General features: G+C 71.6%; 15 protein-coding genes and 1 tRNA gene. 13 read left to right on the forward strand and 3 right to left on the reverse strand.

Annotated features, from left to right (window positions below; translation table 11 throughout):
- The first annotated feature begins 114 nt into the window (after positions 1-114).
- From IEZ20_RS19660 to IEZ20_RS19670, 3 genes are read left to right on the forward strand one after another with little or no spacing between them, the layout of a single operon-like run.
- On the forward strand, positions 115-1,158 hold the full coding sequence (locus IEZ20_RS19660; RefSeq protein ID WP_189300407.1) for a chorismate-binding protein: 1,044 nt from the start codon (positions 115-117) through the stop codon (positions 1,156-1,158).
- Entirely contained in the window at positions 1,155-1,976 is an 822-nt protein-coding gene (locus IEZ20_RS19665) for an aminotransferase class IV (RefSeq protein WP_189300409.1), read from the forward strand. Before IEZ20_RS19660 ends, IEZ20_RS19665 begins: the two co-directional genes overlap by 4 nt.
- 49 nt (positions 1,977-2,025) lie before the next feature.
- Positions 2,026-2,850 (forward strand): GNAT family N-acetyltransferase, encoded by an 825-nt coding sequence (locus IEZ20_RS19670; RefSeq protein WP_189300412.1) that lies wholly within the window; start codon positions 2,026-2,028, stop codon positions 2,848-2,850.
- A gap of 119 nt (positions 2,851-2,969) precedes the next feature.
- On the opposite strand, the gene IEZ20_RS19675 is transcribed toward IEZ20_RS19670, so the two are convergent.
- Positions 2,970-3,497 carry a DsbA family protein gene (locus IEZ20_RS19675; RefSeq protein ID WP_189300414.1) on the reverse strand — a complete coding sequence of 176 codons (528 nt, stop codon included), beginning with the start codon at positions 3,495-3,497 and terminating at the stop codon, positions 2,970-2,972.
- A gap of 312 nt (positions 3,498-3,809) precedes the next feature.
- Here IEZ20_RS19675 and IEZ20_RS19680 point away from each other — a divergent pair, with 312 nt between their 5' ends.
- Complete coding sequence (locus tag IEZ20_RS19680) at positions 3,810-4,265, forward strand: hypothetical protein (RefSeq protein ID WP_189300416.1); 456 nt, start codon at positions 3,810-3,812, stop codon at positions 4,263-4,265.
- Positions 4,266-4,397: 132 nt separating this feature from the next.
- Positions 4,398-4,571, forward strand: a complete 174-nt coding sequence (locus IEZ20_RS19685) for a hypothetical protein (protein ID WP_189300597.1) — start codon at positions 4,398-4,400, stop codon at positions 4,569-4,571.
- Between the two features lie 88 nt (positions 4,572-4,659).
- Here the strand turns inward: IEZ20_RS19685 and IEZ20_RS19690 are convergent, their stop codons facing one another.
- Positions 4,660-5,220, reverse strand: a complete 561-nt coding sequence (locus IEZ20_RS19690; protein WP_189300419.1) for a CGNR zinc finger domain-containing protein — start codon at positions 5,218-5,220, stop codon at positions 4,660-4,662.
- 328 nt (positions 5,221-5,548) lie between these two features.
- Positions 5,549-5,962: an SsgA family sporulation/cell division regulator gene (locus tag IEZ20_RS19695; RefSeq protein ID WP_004002642.1), complete on the reverse strand. Its 414-nt coding sequence runs from the start codon at positions 5,960-5,962 to the stop codon at positions 5,549-5,551.
- A 191-nt stretch (positions 5,963-6,153) separates the two neighbouring features.
- Here IEZ20_RS19695 and IEZ20_RS19700 point away from each other — a divergent pair, with 191 nt between their 5' ends.
- From IEZ20_RS19700 to IEZ20_RS19735, 8 genes are all read left to right on the forward strand, one after another.
- Positions 6,154-6,642: a TIGR02611 family protein gene (locus IEZ20_RS19700; protein ID WP_189300422.1), complete on the forward strand. Its 489-nt coding sequence runs from the start codon at positions 6,154-6,156 to the stop codon at positions 6,640-6,642.
- Positions 6,643-6,727: 85 nt separating this feature from the next.
- A tRNA-Val gene (locus tag IEZ20_RS19705) sits at positions 6,728-6,799 on the forward strand.
- 835 nt (positions 6,800-7,634) lie between these two features.
- A complete protein-coding gene (locus tag IEZ20_RS19710; protein ID WP_189300424.1) occupies positions 7,635-8,642 on the forward strand; it encodes an alpha/beta fold hydrolase in 1,008 nt (335 codons plus the stop codon).
- A 246-nt stretch (positions 8,643-8,888) separates the two neighbouring features.
- On the forward strand, positions 8,889-10,172 hold the full coding sequence (locus tag IEZ20_RS19715; protein WP_189300426.1) for an ABC transporter substrate-binding protein: 1,284 nt from the start codon (positions 8,889-8,891) through the stop codon (positions 10,170-10,172).
- Positions 10,172-11,143, forward strand: coding sequence for a carbohydrate ABC transporter permease (locus IEZ20_RS19720; RefSeq protein ID WP_189300428.1), 972 nt, complete (start codon positions 10,172-10,174; stop codon positions 11,141-11,143). Before IEZ20_RS19715 ends, IEZ20_RS19720 begins: the two co-directional genes overlap by 1 nt.
- The gene (locus tag IEZ20_RS19725; RefSeq protein WP_189300430.1) at positions 11,140-12,009 is read left to right on the forward strand and encodes a carbohydrate ABC transporter permease; all 870 of its coding nucleotides are present in this window, start codon (positions 11,140-11,142) and stop codon (positions 12,007-12,009) included. Before IEZ20_RS19720 ends, IEZ20_RS19725 begins: the two co-directional genes overlap by 4 nt.
- A gap of 4 nt (positions 12,010-12,013) precedes the next feature.
- Entirely contained in the window at positions 12,014-12,607 is a 594-nt protein-coding gene (locus IEZ20_RS19730) for a hypothetical protein (RefSeq protein ID WP_189300437.1), read from the forward strand.
- Between the two features lie 150 nt (positions 12,608-12,757).
- Entirely contained in the window at positions 12,758-15,496 is a 2,739-nt protein-coding gene (locus IEZ20_RS19735; RefSeq protein ID WP_189300439.1) for an exo-rhamnogalacturonan lyase family protein, read from the forward strand.
- Positions 15,497-15,574: the final 78 nt, after the last annotated feature.

Raw genomic sequence — 15,574 nt, forward strand, 5'->3', positions numbered from 1 at the left:
TACAAAAACGCGTTTCCGCAGCGTGCTGCGGTGCGCCCGACGGACCCGGTGGCCAGGGCCCCCTCGGCGACATCCCGGGGCCGCCCGGCGGACACCCGCCCTAGACTCGACCACGTGCTCCACCACGCTCCTCTCGCCCGCTTCGGTGACCGTGTCGCCACCGGCCTCCTCGACGTCACCAGCGATCCGGCCGCCCTGGACTCCACCGGCTTCTGGGCCGTCTGCCAGGACTTCGAGGGCCGGCTGACCTGCGCCCGCTTCGCGGACGTACGGGAGGAGCCGGTGCCCGCCCCGGCGCCGGGAGGCTGGCGGGGCCCGGCGGTGGGGGACTGGACCTCCTCCCTGGACCGCGCCGCCTACACGGCGGCCGTCCGCCGCATCCGCGAGCACATCGCGGCCGGCGAGGTCTACCAGGCCAACCTCTGCCGGGTGCTCAGCGCGCCCGTTCCCCCCGGCGCCGACGTGGACGCCCTGACCGCCCTCCTGGCCCGTGGCAACCCGGCGCCCTACGCAGGAACGATTCGGCTGCCGGAGCACGGCGTGGAGATCGCCACCGCCTCGCCCGAGCTGTTCCTGCGCCGGGACGGCCGTACCGTCGAGTCCGGACCGATCAAGGGCACCGGACGCACCGAGGCGGACCTGCTGGAGAAGGACTACGCCGAGAACGTGATGATCGTGGACCTGGTCCGCAACGACATCGGCCGCGTCTGCGCGACGGGCAGCGTGACCGTCCCCGACCTGTGCGCCGTGGAGAAGCACCCCGGGCTCGTCCACCTCGTCTCCACCGTCCGCGGCGAGCTGCGCGCGGACGCCGGCTGGCCGGAGCTGCTGGCCGCGGCCTTCCCGCCCGGCTCGGTCACCGGCGCCCCGAAGTCGAGCGCCCTGAGGATCATCGAGGCGCTGGAGACGGCCCCGCGCGGCCCCTACTGCGGCGGCATCGGCTGGGTGGACGCCGACCGGGGCACCGCCGAGCTGGCCGTCGGCATCCGCACCTTCTGGATCGACCGCGCCGCGGGAGTCCTGCGCTTCGGCACCGGCGCCGGCATCACCTGGGGCTCCGACCCGGAGGGGGAGTGGCACGAGACCGAGCTGAAGGCGTCCCGGCTGCTCGCGGTAGCGTCGGGCACCTACGAGGAGACCGAGGGGGCGCTCACATGAGGATCTGGCTCGACGGCGGCCTGCGGGACCTGGAATCCGCCCGGATCTCCGTCCTCGACCACGGCCTGACCGTCGGCGACGGCGTGTTCGAGACCGTCAAGGCGGTGGACGGCGCACCGTTCGCGCTCACCCGGCACCTCGACCGGCTGACCCGCTCGGCCCGCGGCCTCGGCCTGCCCGACCCCGACCACGACGAGGTCCGCCGCGCCTGTACGGCCGTACTGGAGGCCGACCCGGTGCCGCTGGGCCGGCTGCGGATCACCTACACCGGCGGCCACGGCCCGCTCGGCGTCGGCCGCGGCGAGCACGGCCCCACCCTCGTGGTCGCCGTCGGAGAGACCGCCCGCCGCCCGGACTCCACCGCCGCGATCACCGTCCCGTGGACCCGCAACGAACGCGGCGCCCTCGCCGGCGTGAAGACCACCTCGTACGCGGAGAACGTCGTCGCCCTGGCCCGCGCCCACCGACACGGCGCCTCCGAGGCGCTGTTCGGCAACACGGTCGGACAGCTCTGCGAGGGCACCGGGTCCAACGTCTTCGTCGTCCTGGACGGCGAGATCCACACCCCGCCGGTCACCTCCGGCTGCCTGCCCGGCATCACCCGGGCCCTGGTCCTCGAGTGGACCGGCGCGCGGGAGACCGACCTGCCGCTGGACGTGCTGGGGCGCGCCGACGAGATCTTCCTGACCTCCACCCTGCGGGACGTACAGGCGCTGCACCGGACAGACGACCGCGAACTGCCCGGCGCCCCGGGCCCGGTGACCGCCGCGACCATGCGGATCTTCGCCGAGCGGTCCGCCGAGGACCTGGACCCCTGAGCCGGAAAACAGGCTGACGCGGTCGGCCGCCCTGGGTAGAACAGCTGTGATGACCACGACCCTGCGGCCGGCCGAGCCGCTCCAGCAGCACCCCGACGGAACCCGCTCCCGCCGCTACACGGTGTGCGTGAACAGCCGTCCCGTCGGTGAGATCCGCCTCGGCACCTCCCCGTCGCTCGGCGACTCGGTGGCCCGCCTCATCGACCTGCGGATCGCCGAACCGGACCGGCGGCGCGGCCGGGGCACCGTCGCCGCGCTCGCCGCGGAGGAGGTGGCCCGAGGCTGGGGCTGCACCCAGATGGAGACCGTGGTGCCCGCCGCCGCGGAGGCCGCGCTGCGCCTGTTCGACGCCCTCGGCTACACGCTGCGCAACCGCGGCATGCAGAAGCACCTCGGCGCCACCCCGCCCCCGCTGCCGGCGGACAGCCGGGCGCGGCCCATGACCGGCGCCGAGTTCGACGCCTGGCGGGAGGCGGACACCGAGCGGTACACGCGCTCGTGGACCGGGCGGGGCCTGCCGGAAGCCGTGGCCCGCGCCAAGGCCCGCGACGACCACGCGCGGCTGCTGCCGCAGGGGCTCGCGACCGAGGGCATGCTCTTCAGCGTGCTGGAGCACGCGGGCGGCCCGGTCGGCACCCTGTGGCTGGCCCTGGAGGAGGCCAGGGCGTTCGTCTTCGACGTCGAGACCGACGCGGCCCACCGCGGCCGGGGGCACGGCCGTACGCTCATGCTCCTGGCGGAGCGCCAGGCGATCGAGGCCGGCCGCCCGGTCCTCGGCCTCAACGTCTTCGCGGACAACACCCCGGCCGAGCGGCTGTACGCGTCACTCGGCTACGAGACGGTGACCCGCTCCCTGAGCAAGACCCTGCTGTAGCGGCAGACCCCGCTGCAGCGCCGGTCACGGTCGTCCGGCGTCGCCGGTTCCCCGCTGCTCTCGGTGGTCATGGTGTTGCCGGTGTTCTTGGTGCTGTGGTGCTGTGCTGCTCTGCGTGCTCAACGGCCGTCGCGGTCGGCCAGCAGGCGGTCCGCGATCTCCTCGATGCGTGCGCGCAGACCTTCCTGGCTCTTGCCGCCGTCGAGGCGTTCACCGCCGATGACGTAGGTCGGGGTGCCGGTCACGCCGATCGCCTTGCCCTCGGCCTGGTCGGCGTCCACGGCCAGGATGTGCCGGCCGTCGATCAGCGCGGTGTCGAACTCCTCGGCGTCCAGCCCGAGTTCCCGGGCCACGTCGACCAGGAGGGGTTCTCCCTGACGGTCCAGCTCCGCCACCCGCTCCAGCACGGCCTCCACGTACGGCCAGCCCTTGCCCTGCTCCAGCGCCTCCTCGGCGGCCTGGGCGGCGGCGAAGGCGTGCTTGTGCTTCTCCAGCGGGAAGTGCCGCAGCCGCAGCTCCAGCCGGTCGCCGTAGCGGGCGCGCAGGGCACGGACGTCGTCCAGGGCGGTGCGGCAGTCGGGGCACTGCAGTTCGCACCAGACGTCGAGGACGAGGGCATCGGTGCGTGCGGGGGTGGAGTCGCTCATGCCCACCAGTCTTCCAGGCCGGGCGCGGGCGACCCAATCGGGACGCCGACGGCTCGGGGTGCGACAGGCTGGGGAGAGGGTCGGCACTCGGGACGGGCATTCCGGAGGGGACCGGCGTTCCGGAGGAGATCGCCGCTTCGGAGGGGAGCGGCGCTTCGGCAGAGGCAGGAACTCCGGAAGAGACAGGTACTCCGGGTGGACGCGACCCGGAGAGCGACCCGGAGATGTCCCTGATGTCCGGCTGGAGCATGGCATCGCGGGGATCCGGCGGTGCACGATGGAAGCGACGAGACGACCTGCCAGGAGGACCGGATGATCGCCGAGACAGTCTGCTCCGCCGTGTCCGCGGCGGGCCTGGGTATCGCGGTGGTCACGGCCTACCGCAAGCGTTTCCTGACGGCGGCCCGCCTCGCGGCCTACTCGCTGGTGCCGATCGGCCTGGTGATGACCGGAGTCGTCGGCTGGCTCGCCGACACCGCCCTCAGCCCCACCGCCTGGGCGGGATTCGGCGTGCTGGGCGCGGCCTGGCTGCTGTTCGCCGGTACGCGTGCCGTGGAGCGCCGGCGCGCAGGTGCCGGCGCCGACCGCAAGGCGGCCGGGAGGGCCGGGCGGGACGCGGTGGCGCCCACGGCCTCGGCGCCGTCCCTGGGCGGGACCGCCCGCGGTACCGCCCGCCCCGGGGCGCGCCCGTCCGCCACGCCCCGTGCCGCCGACTCCGCCGAGGACTTCAGCGACATCGAGGCGATCCTCAAGAAGCACGGCATATGACAGTCACATGACTCGGTGAAACGACACACTGTGTCCCCGGCCGTCCGGAATCGTTCACCAGCCGAACGAGACCTCACGGTATTGGCGAACTCCCGCAAGATCCCTGTGCGCTGATCGCGAGCGGGGCGCCGCGTGCGTCATGATCTGCGCGAGATGCTGGACACGACACAGAGCGAGGCCGCGCCGCCGAAGGACGAGCCGCGCGGGTGCCTCTTCGCCCTTTCCCAGCCACCGCTGATGATCTTCCTGGCGGTGATCGGGTGTCTGATCCTCATGGCTGCGCTGCACGATCTGCTGTTGCTGTGAGCCGTACACGTCCGTCCCGGCGCCACCCGCCGGGACCGACGTCGCAGTGGCCGGGCGGGCGCCGTACGCGCCGTACGCGCCGCACGCCTCAGCCCGCCGCCTCCCTGCGCCGCGCCCGGTAGGCGGCGACATGCAGCCGGTTTCCGCAGGTGCGGCTGTCGCAGTAGCGGCGCGAGCGGTTGCGGGACAGGTCCACGAAGGCGCGCCGGCAGTCCGGTGCCTCACAGCGCCGCAGTCGTTCCCGTTCCCCGGCCACCACGAAGAAGGCGAGCGCCATCCCGCAGTCGGCGGCGAGGTGATCGGCCACGGAGGCGCCGGGTGCGAAGTAGTGCACATGCCAGTCGTAGCCGTCGTGGTCCGTCAGCTGGGGCGTGGTGCCCGCCGCCGCGACCAGCTCGTTGATCATCATGGCGGCGGAGCGGGAGTCCGGCGCCGCGAAGATCGCCGCGAACCGCCCCCGGACCCTGCGTACGGCCGAGAGATCGAACTCCGACAGCACGCCGATGTCGCTCATCTTGTGGTTCCGCACGAAATCCGCGAGGGCCGGGACATCGGGCAGTCCGTCCGCCGCCGCGTCGTCCTCCGGCGCGGTGTTCACCAGATCCACCACGGTGTCGAGGGCGCACCGGGTGTCGTGGGTGATCAGCACGTTTCGCTCCCTGGCCTGAGGGTCGGGCGCGGGCGCCCGCCGATGCTGGCCGATGGTAGCGACAACCGCGCCCACCGCACCCGCCCGTGACCGACCTGACTCCCCGGAACCGGCTCACCGGGAGAACGCGACGGAACCTTCCGGGGTTCCAGCCCCCGGTCGGCACCGGCTGCTGTCGGCCGCACACGCTCGGCAGCGGCCGCACACGGCCCGACGCCGTCACCGCGAGTACTTACGGTGACGGCGTCGGCCTGTGCCGTATGCGGTTGTCTTGGCCCGAGCCGTCTCCCCGAGTGGACGGCGCCGGGCTGCTTCGAAGGGCCGCGACCTAGCTCTCCGCCAGGATGTGCGACAGTTCCTGATCCAGATCGAAGTGCCGGTGCTCCGTGCCGGGCGGCACGGCGGCGTCGGTTCGCTTCAGGAAGGACTCCAGAGCCCGCGCCGGGGCCTCAAGCAGCGCCTCCCCCTCCGGGGAGCTGAGGGCGATGCACACGACGCCCTGACCATGACTGCGCGATGGCCAGACGCGGACGTCGCCGGTGCCGGTGGGCCGGTGAAGCCCCTCGGCGAGGAGGTCGCGGGCGAACACCCACTCGACGGTCTCCTCGGCTCCGGTGTGGAAGGTGGCGTGCACGGCGTAGGGGTCGGCCGTGTCGTACCGCAGGCCTGCGGGGACAGGCAGGGAGGACTCGCTCGACACAACGAGGCGCAGGTGCAGCTCGCAGCTGACCGTGGTGTTCATAAGCGCCAGGGCCTTTCGCTCAGTGTGCGCTCGGGGATTCGCACGTCGGCGAAATCGACATGCCACCTACGGTGCCGTTGTAAACCCCTCTGAGGGTTTTGCGTGTCTTTACGTAACTCTTCCGGCCGAGAACTCGTACCAGTCCTGCCGCCATTCCGGTGACTGGATTCACTCCGGTAGGGTTTGTCTGTATGAATACGGGGAGTGACGAGCCGGGCGAGGTCGCCGTGGCAGCAGACAAGGCGGGAACGGGTCGGCCCGAGGCCGTGCGGGAGGCCGGACAGGAGGCCGGGCAGAACGCCGAGCGCGGGCTCGGCTCACGCGCGCCGGAATTCGTCAAGGCCCGCCGGCTCCTGCACCTGAGCTGGCAGGTCGGGGTCTTCGTGGTCGGCCTCGCGGTGGTCGGCGCGGGCATCGTCATGCTCCCGCTGCCCGGTCCCGGCTGGGTGGTGATCTTCGGCGGCATGGCGATCTGGGCGACCGAGTTCGTCTGGGCCCAGCTGGTGCTCCGCTGGACCAAACGCAAGGTCACCGAGGCGGCCCAGCGGGCCCTCGACCCCAAGGTGCGCCGCCGCAACATCACCCTGACCGTGATCGGACTGGTGATCATCGCCGTGCTCGCCGGGGTCTACCTGTGGAAGTTCGGCCTCGTCATGCCATGGAAGATCAAGGACCAGTGACGCGGCTTCGGGGGCTGGTGCCGTCCGCCGCCCGGCCCTTGGTCGGAAGCACCCCCTGACATGCGGTAATGTTCTTCCTGCGCCCGGGCGATTAGCTCAGTGGGAGAGCGCTTCGTTCACACCGAAGAGGTCACTGGTTCGAACCCAGTATCGCCCACCCGGACCGACGGCCCACCTGCGACAAGCAGGTGGGCCGTCGGCGTATCCACACCCCTGCGACAGCTCCGCGACGACCTCCGCCCCTGCGACAGCTCCGCAACGACCTCCGGTCCCTACGGCAGCTCCGCGATGACCTCCGGTCCCTACGGCAGCTCCGCGCGGCCCCTGTCCTCTGTGGCGGCTCCGCGACGACCTCCGTCCCTACGGCAGCTCTCCGAAGACCCCGCCCAGCTCTGCGACGGTCTCACCCCCTTCGGCAGCCCTGCGCCGGTCGCCCCCGCGGCGGCTGCGCTGCGGTGCCGCCCCGCGGCAGCTCCACGGCGATCCCGCCCCCGCGGCCTCGCCCCTGCGACGGCGCCAGCGCAGTCCCGCCCCCGCGGCCTCGCCCCTGCGACGGCTCCACCGCAGTCCCGCCCCTGCGGCAGCTCGCTGCACCCCCCTGCGGCAGCTCCCTGCGCCCCCCTGCGGCGGCTCCACCGCAGGCTCCCTCTCGGCAGCTCCCCTGCGGCCCCGCCCGCACCTCCCACAGCCCAGACGCGGCCCCGCCACAGCTCACGCACGCAGACAAGCCCCACCGGAGCTCACGCACCCAGACAAGCCCCACCGCAGCTCACGCACCCAGACAAGCCCCCGGATCTCACGCACCCAGGCAAGCCCCGCCGCAGCTCACGCACCCAGACAAGCCCCACGCCCTTTTTGCCGAACCGGCAACAACCCTCGTGCCCGCCCGCCCGCTCACCGGATCATCGTCCTGCGGAGCCTGCCCAGCCCAGCCCTCTCCCCGCGACCACCCGGCAGCCCCCGCGCCATGCCCCACCACCCCAGGAGGCCCCATGTCGCCCACCACCCCGGACCGTACGCCCGCCCCCGCGCACCTCCTCGTCCCCAGCCCCGCGGGCCGTACCCACCTCGTCCAGCAGGGCCCCGACGACGGCCCCCTGGTGCTGCTCCTGCACGGCTTCCCGGAGTCCTGGTACGCCTGGCGGCACCAGTTGCCGGTGCTCGCGGCCGCCGGTTACCGGGCGGTGGCGATCGACGTCAGGGGCTACGGCCGCTCGTCGAAACCGGAGCCCGTGGACGCGTACCGGATGCTCGACCTGGTCGCGGACAACGTCGCCGTGGTGCGGGCGCTGGGCGAGCGCCCGGCGGTGGTCGTCGGGCACGACTGGGGCGCGACGATCGCCGCCGTATCCGCCCTGACCAGGCCGGACGTGTTCCGCGCGGTGGGGTTGCTGGGCGTGCCGTACACCCCGCCCGGGGGCCCGCGGCCCAGCGACGTCTTCGCGGGGATGACCGGGGAGGGGACCGGTGAGGAGTTCTACGTCTCGTACTTCCAGCGGCCGGGCCGCGCGGAGGCCGAGGTGGAGCCCGATGTGCGCGGCTGGCTCGCCGGTTTCTACGCCGCCCTGTCCGCCGACACCATGCCCGCGCCGGGCGCCCCGGACCCGCACTTCGTCGGCGCCGGCGGCACCCTGCGCGAACGTTTCCCCGCCGGTGTGCTGCCGTCCTGGCTGGGGGAGCGGGACCTCGACGTCCTCGCCGGGGAGTTCGAGCGGACCGGGCTGACCGGGGCCCTGAACCGGTACCGGAACATGGACCGGGACTGGGCGGATCTGGCCGGCTTCGCGGGCGCGGCGATCGAGCAGCCGTCGCTGTTCATCGGGGGTGCGCGGGACGCCTCCCTCGCCTGGCTGGCCGACGCCGTCGCGGCGTACCCGCGGACCCTGCCCGGACTCCGGGGCTCGCACATCCTGGACGGATGCGGGCACTTCGTCCAGCAGGAACGCCCGGACGACACGAACCGGCTCCTGCTCGACTGGCTGGCGTCCCTTCCTCTCTGAGCCGGCCTCTCTGAGCCGGCCCGCCCGCGTGTTCGGCCCGCCGGTCGCGCCCCCTCTCACCAGGGCGGACGACCGACGGGCCGCGCCTGCCCGCCCGCACCGCCGGCAAGGCTCCCGCGCGCGGCCGGGAGAAAATCCTGTGCGAATCATTGACGCACCACGGACCCCTCCGTACCTTGTGCCAGCAAGCGCTTACTTGAAACGATTCATGCGCGCGGCGACGATGCCGCGGGGAGGGGCCCGACTGTGGGAACCAGGAATCTTGACAGGCGTACGATCCTGAAGGCGGCCGGGGCCTCGGCGGCCGCGTTCGGGCTCGCGGCGACGGCCGGCTGCGGGGGTGAAAGCGGTTCCGGGAACGGGACGGTGACGATCCGTTACTCCTGGTGGGGTGCCGAGGAGCGGGCCAAGAAGATCAACCGGTCCATTGCCCTCTTCGAGGAGAAGCACCCCAGGATCAAGGTCAAAACGGACTTCCAGACGTACCAATCGTTCTGGGAGAAGTTCCAGACCCAGGCGGCCGGCGGAAATCCCCCGGACGTTTTTCAAAACGCCGTCACTTTCCTGCGGAAGTACGACAAGCGAGGAATTCTCCTCGATCTGAAGTCCCAGGTGCAGGCCGGGAATCTGAGCCTGGATCACTTCCGTGAGGGCGTCACGAAGGTCGGCGAGGTCGACGGCAAGCAGCTCGGCATTCCCGTCGGCTCCAACACCATGTCACTCGTCGTCGACAAGAAGCTCTTCCGGAAGGCGGGCGTCGAGCCGCGACCGGGCTGGACCTGGGACGAGTACTTCAAGGCCCTGAAGACCATCCACGACAGGACGAAGGTCCCCGGGGACACCGGTTACTTCACCATCATGTACCTGTACGACCTCTACCTCCGGCAGAACGGCAAGGCGTTCTTCACCGACGACGGGCTCGGCTTCGACCAGGCCGATCTGACGGAGTGGTGGGCCGACGGCCTGGGCCGCGTCAAGGCCGGCCACGTCACCGACCCGAAGGTCGTCTCCCAGGACCAGCCCAAGTCCTCCCTCTCCGCGGGCCACGGCGCATCCGAGTTCACCTGGGACAACTTCACCGTCCGCTACTCCGCCGAAGGCGACAGCGAGTACGGCCTCGCGCCGATCCCCACCACGGACGGCAAGCACACCGGTCAGTACCTCGCCTCCCTGATGCTCAGCGCCTCCGCCCGCACCTCGCACCCCAAGGAAGTCGCGCAGTTCATCGACTTCATGGTCCACGACCCCCGCGTCGGCAAGATCATGGGCTACGACCGGGGCATCCTCGCGAGCACCGAGCAGTACGAGGCCTACAAGCCGGCCGACCCGACCGACAAGGAGATCGCGCAGTACGAGGAGGACACCGCCAAGTCCAAGGTCCTCGGCACGATCACCCCGCACCCCTCCGGTGCCGACACCATCGAGGCCGCCTTCCTGCGCATCGGCGGCGACCTCGGACAGGGCAAGGCGAAGGTCGCGGACGCGGTGAAGCAGTTCTTCACCGAGGCCGAGGCCGCCTTCCAGGCCTGATGGGAACAGCCGTGACGCTCGTCAAGGACTCCGTGCCCACGACCCGCGCGGCACGCTCGGCCGCCACCGCGAGGACGGGGCGCCCGGGCCGGCGGCGGGAGAACCTCGCCGGCTACCTCTTCATGTCCCCGTGGATCGCCGGCTTCCTGCTGCTGACCGCGGGCCCGATGGTCGCCTCGCTGTACTTCGCGTTCACCGACTACAACCTCTTCAACACCCCCAGGTGGATCGGGTTCGACAACTTCACCAGGATGTTCGACGACCCGCGCTGGCAGAAGTCGGTGGAGGTGACGGCCAAGTACGTCGTCATCGGGACCCCGCTGAAGCTGTTGCTCGCCCTGGGTGTCGCCCTGCTCCTCGCACAGAGCCGCCGCGGCCAGGCCTTCTACCGGGCCGCGTTCTACGCCCCCTCGCTCATCGGCGCGAGCGTCTCGGTCGGCTTCGTGTGGCGGTCGCTGTTCTCCGACGACGCCGTCGTGGACCGTGCGCAGAGCTTCCTCGGCTTCCACGTCGGCGGCTGGGTCGGCAACGCCGACTGGGTGCTGTACTGCCTGGTCGCACTGACCGTCTGGCAGTTCGGCGCACCGATGGTCATCTTCCTGGCGGGGCTCAAGCAGGTGCCGAGGGAACTGTACGAGGCGGCCGAGATGGACGGCGCCGGCCCCTTCCGAAGGTTCTGGAACATCACCCTGCCGATGATCTCCCCCGTGCTGTTCTTCAACGTCCTGCTGGAGACCATCCACTCCTTCCAGATCTTCGGCTCGGCCTACGTCGTCTCCAACACCTCCTGCGGACCGGCCGACGCCACGCTCGTCTACACCTGCTACCTCTACCAGCAGGGCTTCAAGAACTCCCAGATGGGATTCGCCTCCGCCATGGCCTGGATGCTGCTGCTCGCCGTGGCCCTGGTGACGGCCGCCCTCTTCTGGTCCCAGAAGAAGTGGGTGCACTACGAGGAGGGCGCCCGATGAGTTCCACGAGTTCCCTCGCCGGCGCCGGCCGCAAGCGCACCGGCTCCCTCGCCTGGCACCTCGGCGCCCTGCTGATCCTGGCCGTCATCCTCTACCCGGTCGTCTGGGTCATCGGCGCCTCCTTCAAACCGAGCAAGGACATCGTCAACAGCCTCACGCTGTTCCCGTCCCACCCGATCCTGTCCAACTTCAAGGGCCTCGCCGACGGCATGGCGGACATCAGCATCTGGACGTTCTTCCAGAACTCCCTCGTCTACGCGGTCGGCGCGGTCGTCGGCGTCCTGGTCTCCTGCTCGCTCACCGCCTACGCCTTCGCGCGCATCCGGTTCGCCGGGCGCAACCTGCTGTTCTCCCTCATGATCGGCACGCTCCTGCTGCCGTACCACGTGCTGCTGATCCCGCAGTACGTGATGTTCCAGAAGCTGGAGCTGGTCAACACCTACGTCCCGCTGCTGATCGGCAAGTACCTCGCCACCGAGGCCTTCTTCGTCTTCCTCATGGTGCAGTTCATGCGGAACCTGCCCCGGGAACTGGACGAGGCCGCCCGCCTCGACGGCTGCGGACACCTGCGGATCTACTGGTCGATCGTGCTGCCGCTGTGCCGGCCCGCCCTCATCACCAGCGCCATCTTCACCTTCATCAACGCCTGGAACGACTTCATGGGCCCGCTGATCTACCTGAACGAGCCCGGCAAGTACACCGTCTCGCTGGGCCTGATGATGTTCCGCGACTCCGACGGCGTGGCCGCGAACTACGGCGGCATGATCGCGATGTCGCTCGTCGCGCTGCTGCCCGTGCTGCTGTTCTTCCTCGCCTTCCAGCGCTACCTCATCGACGGCATGGCGACCTCCGGACTGAAGGGCTGAAGCCATGGCCGAAGCACGGGTGAAGCCGCGCAGGGAGTCCTCCCTGTACGCGGAGCGGCTGGGGATCTTCGCCGAGTGCCTGCTGACCGGGGTGTGGATCGCGGTCGCCTCCCTCGGGGTCGTCACCTACCCGGCCGCGTTCGCCGCCGGTGCCCGGCACCTGCGCCGGCGCGCGGGCCACCGGGGCGGCGGCCTGCGGGAGTTCACCGCCGACTTCCGCTCCGCCCTGCGCGGGGGCTGGGCGGTCGGGGTCGCCGGGTGGGTCGCCGCGGGGCTCGCTTGGGTGGACGTCCAGGCGGTCCGAGCGGGGCTGCCCGGCGGGCCGCTGGTCGGGGCCGTGGGGCTGTTCGCGCTGATCGGGCTCGCCGTGGCCGGGCTGCGGGCGGCGGCTGTCTGGGCGCCGGGGGAGCGCTGGAGGGTGCTGCTCGCCGGTGCGGCCCGCCGTACCGTCCGGGACCCCGCCGGATCCTTCCTGCTCGTCGGCGGAGCCGTGCTGACCTGCTGTTCCGCCCTGCTCATCGCCCCGCTGGCGGTCCCCGTGTCGGGGGCCGTCGCCGCGGCGGCCGTCGCCGTCGAGGAGCGGTACCGGCGCCGCTGAGCCGTGGCACCGCCCCGTCGCTGAGCCGTGGTACCGGCGCCGCGGTGGCCGTCGCCGAGGGCCGGCGCCGCGCCTCTTCATGTCATGCACCTGCCATGCCTGTCACGCGCTTGACCAGGACACCCCGTACGGAAGGAAGGCCGCACTCCCATGTCTCCCATCCCCCGCAGATCCCTCCTCAAGGCCGCCGCCGTCGCCGGAGCCGCCGCCCGGTTCAGCTGGGCCCTGGGCACCAAGAGCGCGGAGGCGGCACCCTCGGCCGCCGCCGACGGTGCCGGCCCGGTGACCCTGGACTGGCTGGAGGACGGCGGCCTCGGCGCCGCCCCCGGGGCCACCGTCGGCGTGCCCTGGCCGATGGGCGCCCACCAGGAGGGCCAGACCTTCGCCGTCACCGACGCCGACGGCGAGGACGTCCCCGTCCAGACCTGGCCGCTCGCCTACTGGCCCGACGGCTCCCTCAAGTGGACCGCCCACGCCGTCAGCTCCGGAACCGGCAGGCTCACCCTCACGGCAGGCACCCCCGCAGGACCCGCGAAGAAGGTGACCGTCGACCGGAGCGGCGGCACCATCGACGTCTCCACCGGCGTCATCACCGCGAGGATCGGCAAGAGCGGCTCCACGATCGTCAAGTCCGTCACCCGGGGCACCACCGAGATCGCCAGGAACGGCAGACTCGTCCTCATCCGCCAGCCCGAGACCGAGGACGAGGACCAGGGCACGGTCAGGACCGAGCGGTTCGACGGCGCGATCTCCGGGGTCACCGTCGAACAGGACGGCCCCGTCCGCGCCGTCGTCCGCGTCGACGGCAAGCACCGCAAGGGCGACCGCGGCTGGCTGCCGTTCTCCCTGCGCCTGTACTTCTACGCCGGCTCGGACTCCTTCCGCATGGTGCACACCATCACCTACGACGGCACCCAGGAACCCGGCAAGGCCTCCGGCGACTTCATCCGCGGCCTCGGCGTCTGCTTCACCGTGCCCCTGCGCGACGCGGCCTACGACCGGCACATCCGCCTCGGCGGCGAGGGCGCCGGCCTGCTCCGCGAGGCCGTCCAGGGCATCACCGGCCTGCGCCGCGACCCCGGCGCCGCCGTCCAGGCCGCCCAGTACGAGGGGAAGAAGCTGCCCGACCCGGCCACCTGGGACCAGCGGGTCACCACCCGCCTCCCGTACATCCCGCACTGGGGCGACTACACCCTCGCCCAGCTCTCCGCCGACGGCTTCACCGTCCGCAAGCGCACCAGGAAGGGCCACGGCTGGATCACCGCCGGTGGCGGCCGGCGGGCCTCCGGATTCGGCTACGTCGGCGGCGCGAGCGGCGGCCTCTCCTTCGGCCTGCGCGACTTCTGGGAGAAGTTCCCCGCCCAGCTCGACATCCGCGACGCCCACACCGACGAGGCCACCGTCACCCTCTGGCTCTGGTCGCCCGAGGCCCAGCCCATGGACCTGCGCTTCTACCACGACGGCATGGGCCAGGACACCTACGCCGAACAGCTCGAAGGCCTCAACATCACGTACGAGGACTACGAGCCCGGCTTCGGCACCCCGTACGGCATCGCCCGCACCTCCGAACTCCTCTTCTGGGCCAACGACTCCACCCCCACCGCCGACACCCTCGCCCGGCAGGCCGAAGCCGTACGCGTCCTGCCCCAGCTCGCCGCCCCGCCGGCGCAGCTCATCAAGGCCGAGGTCTTCGGCCCCGGCCTGTACTCCGAACCCGACCGCTCCACCCCGGCCAAGGCGAAGATCGAGGACCACCTCGACTTCCTCTTCACCTACTACCGCGACCAGGTGGAGATGCGCCGCTGGTACGGCTTCTGGGACTACGGCGACATCATGCACACCTACGACGCCGCCCGGCACGTGTGGCGGTACGACATCGGCGGTTACGCCTGGGACAACTCCGAGCTCTCACCCGACCTCTGGCTCTGGTACGCCTACCTGCGCTCCGGCCGGTCCGACATCTTCCGCTTCGCCGAGGCGATGACCCGGCACACCGGCGAGGTCGACGTCTACCACCTCGGCACGTGGGCCGGCCTCGGCACCCGGCACGGCGTCCAGCACTACGCCGACAGCGCCAAGCAGCAGCGCATCGCCAACACCACGTACCGGCGCTTCTACTACTTCCTCACCGCCGACGAACGCGTCGGCGACCTCATGCACGCCAACGTCGACTCCGACGAGACCTTCCTCGTCCTCGACCCGCAGCGCAAGGTCCGCACCGACCCCTACACCCCCGACCGGCACGCCCTCTCGATCGGCTTCGGCACCGACTGGAGCGGCCTCGTCTCGGCCTGGCTCACCGAGTGGGAACGCAAGGGCCCCAAGTGGGAGAAGGCCAGGGCCCGCGTCCTGTCCACCATGGAGGGCATCGCCGCCCAGCCCAACGGCTTCGTCCAGGGCAGCGGCCTGTACGACCTCGACACCGGTGAGTTCGCCGTCGCCGGCAAGCCGGCGGTCTCCGTCTCCCACCTCTCGGCCGTCTTCGGCCTGAACGAGCTGTGCGCCGAACTGATCCACCTCGTCGACATGCCGGAGTTCAAGGAGGCCTACCTGGACTACTGCCGCTACTTCAACGCCACGAAGGCCGAGCAGAAGGCCCGCTACGGCTCCGACTTCGGCACCCTGCTGCTCTTCCAGGGCCACTCCCGCCTCGACGCCTACGCCGCCGTGCAGACCGGGGACGCCGCCCTCGCCCAGCGCGCCTGGGCCAAGTTCTACAGCTCCGACGGCTACACCGAGTCCTCCCCCTGGAAGACCGAGAAGCTCACCGGACCGGCCACGCTGGTCGCCGGCAGCGAGGCGACCTGGGTGTCCACCAACGACACCGCCCTCTACGGCCTCGCCGCCATCGAGAACCTGGCCCTCCTCGGCGACCGGATGCCGGGCTGACCGGAACGGGGGAGCGCCGCTGCACGGGCGGCGGCGCTCGCGCCCCCAGTGTGACGTGTGCCACGGTGCGGCGCATGA

Source organism: Streptomyces cinerochromogenes, assembly GCF_014648635.1.
Classification (GTDB): domain Bacteria; phylum Actinomycetota; class Actinomycetes; order Streptomycetales; family Streptomycetaceae; genus Streptomyces; species Streptomyces cinerochromogenes.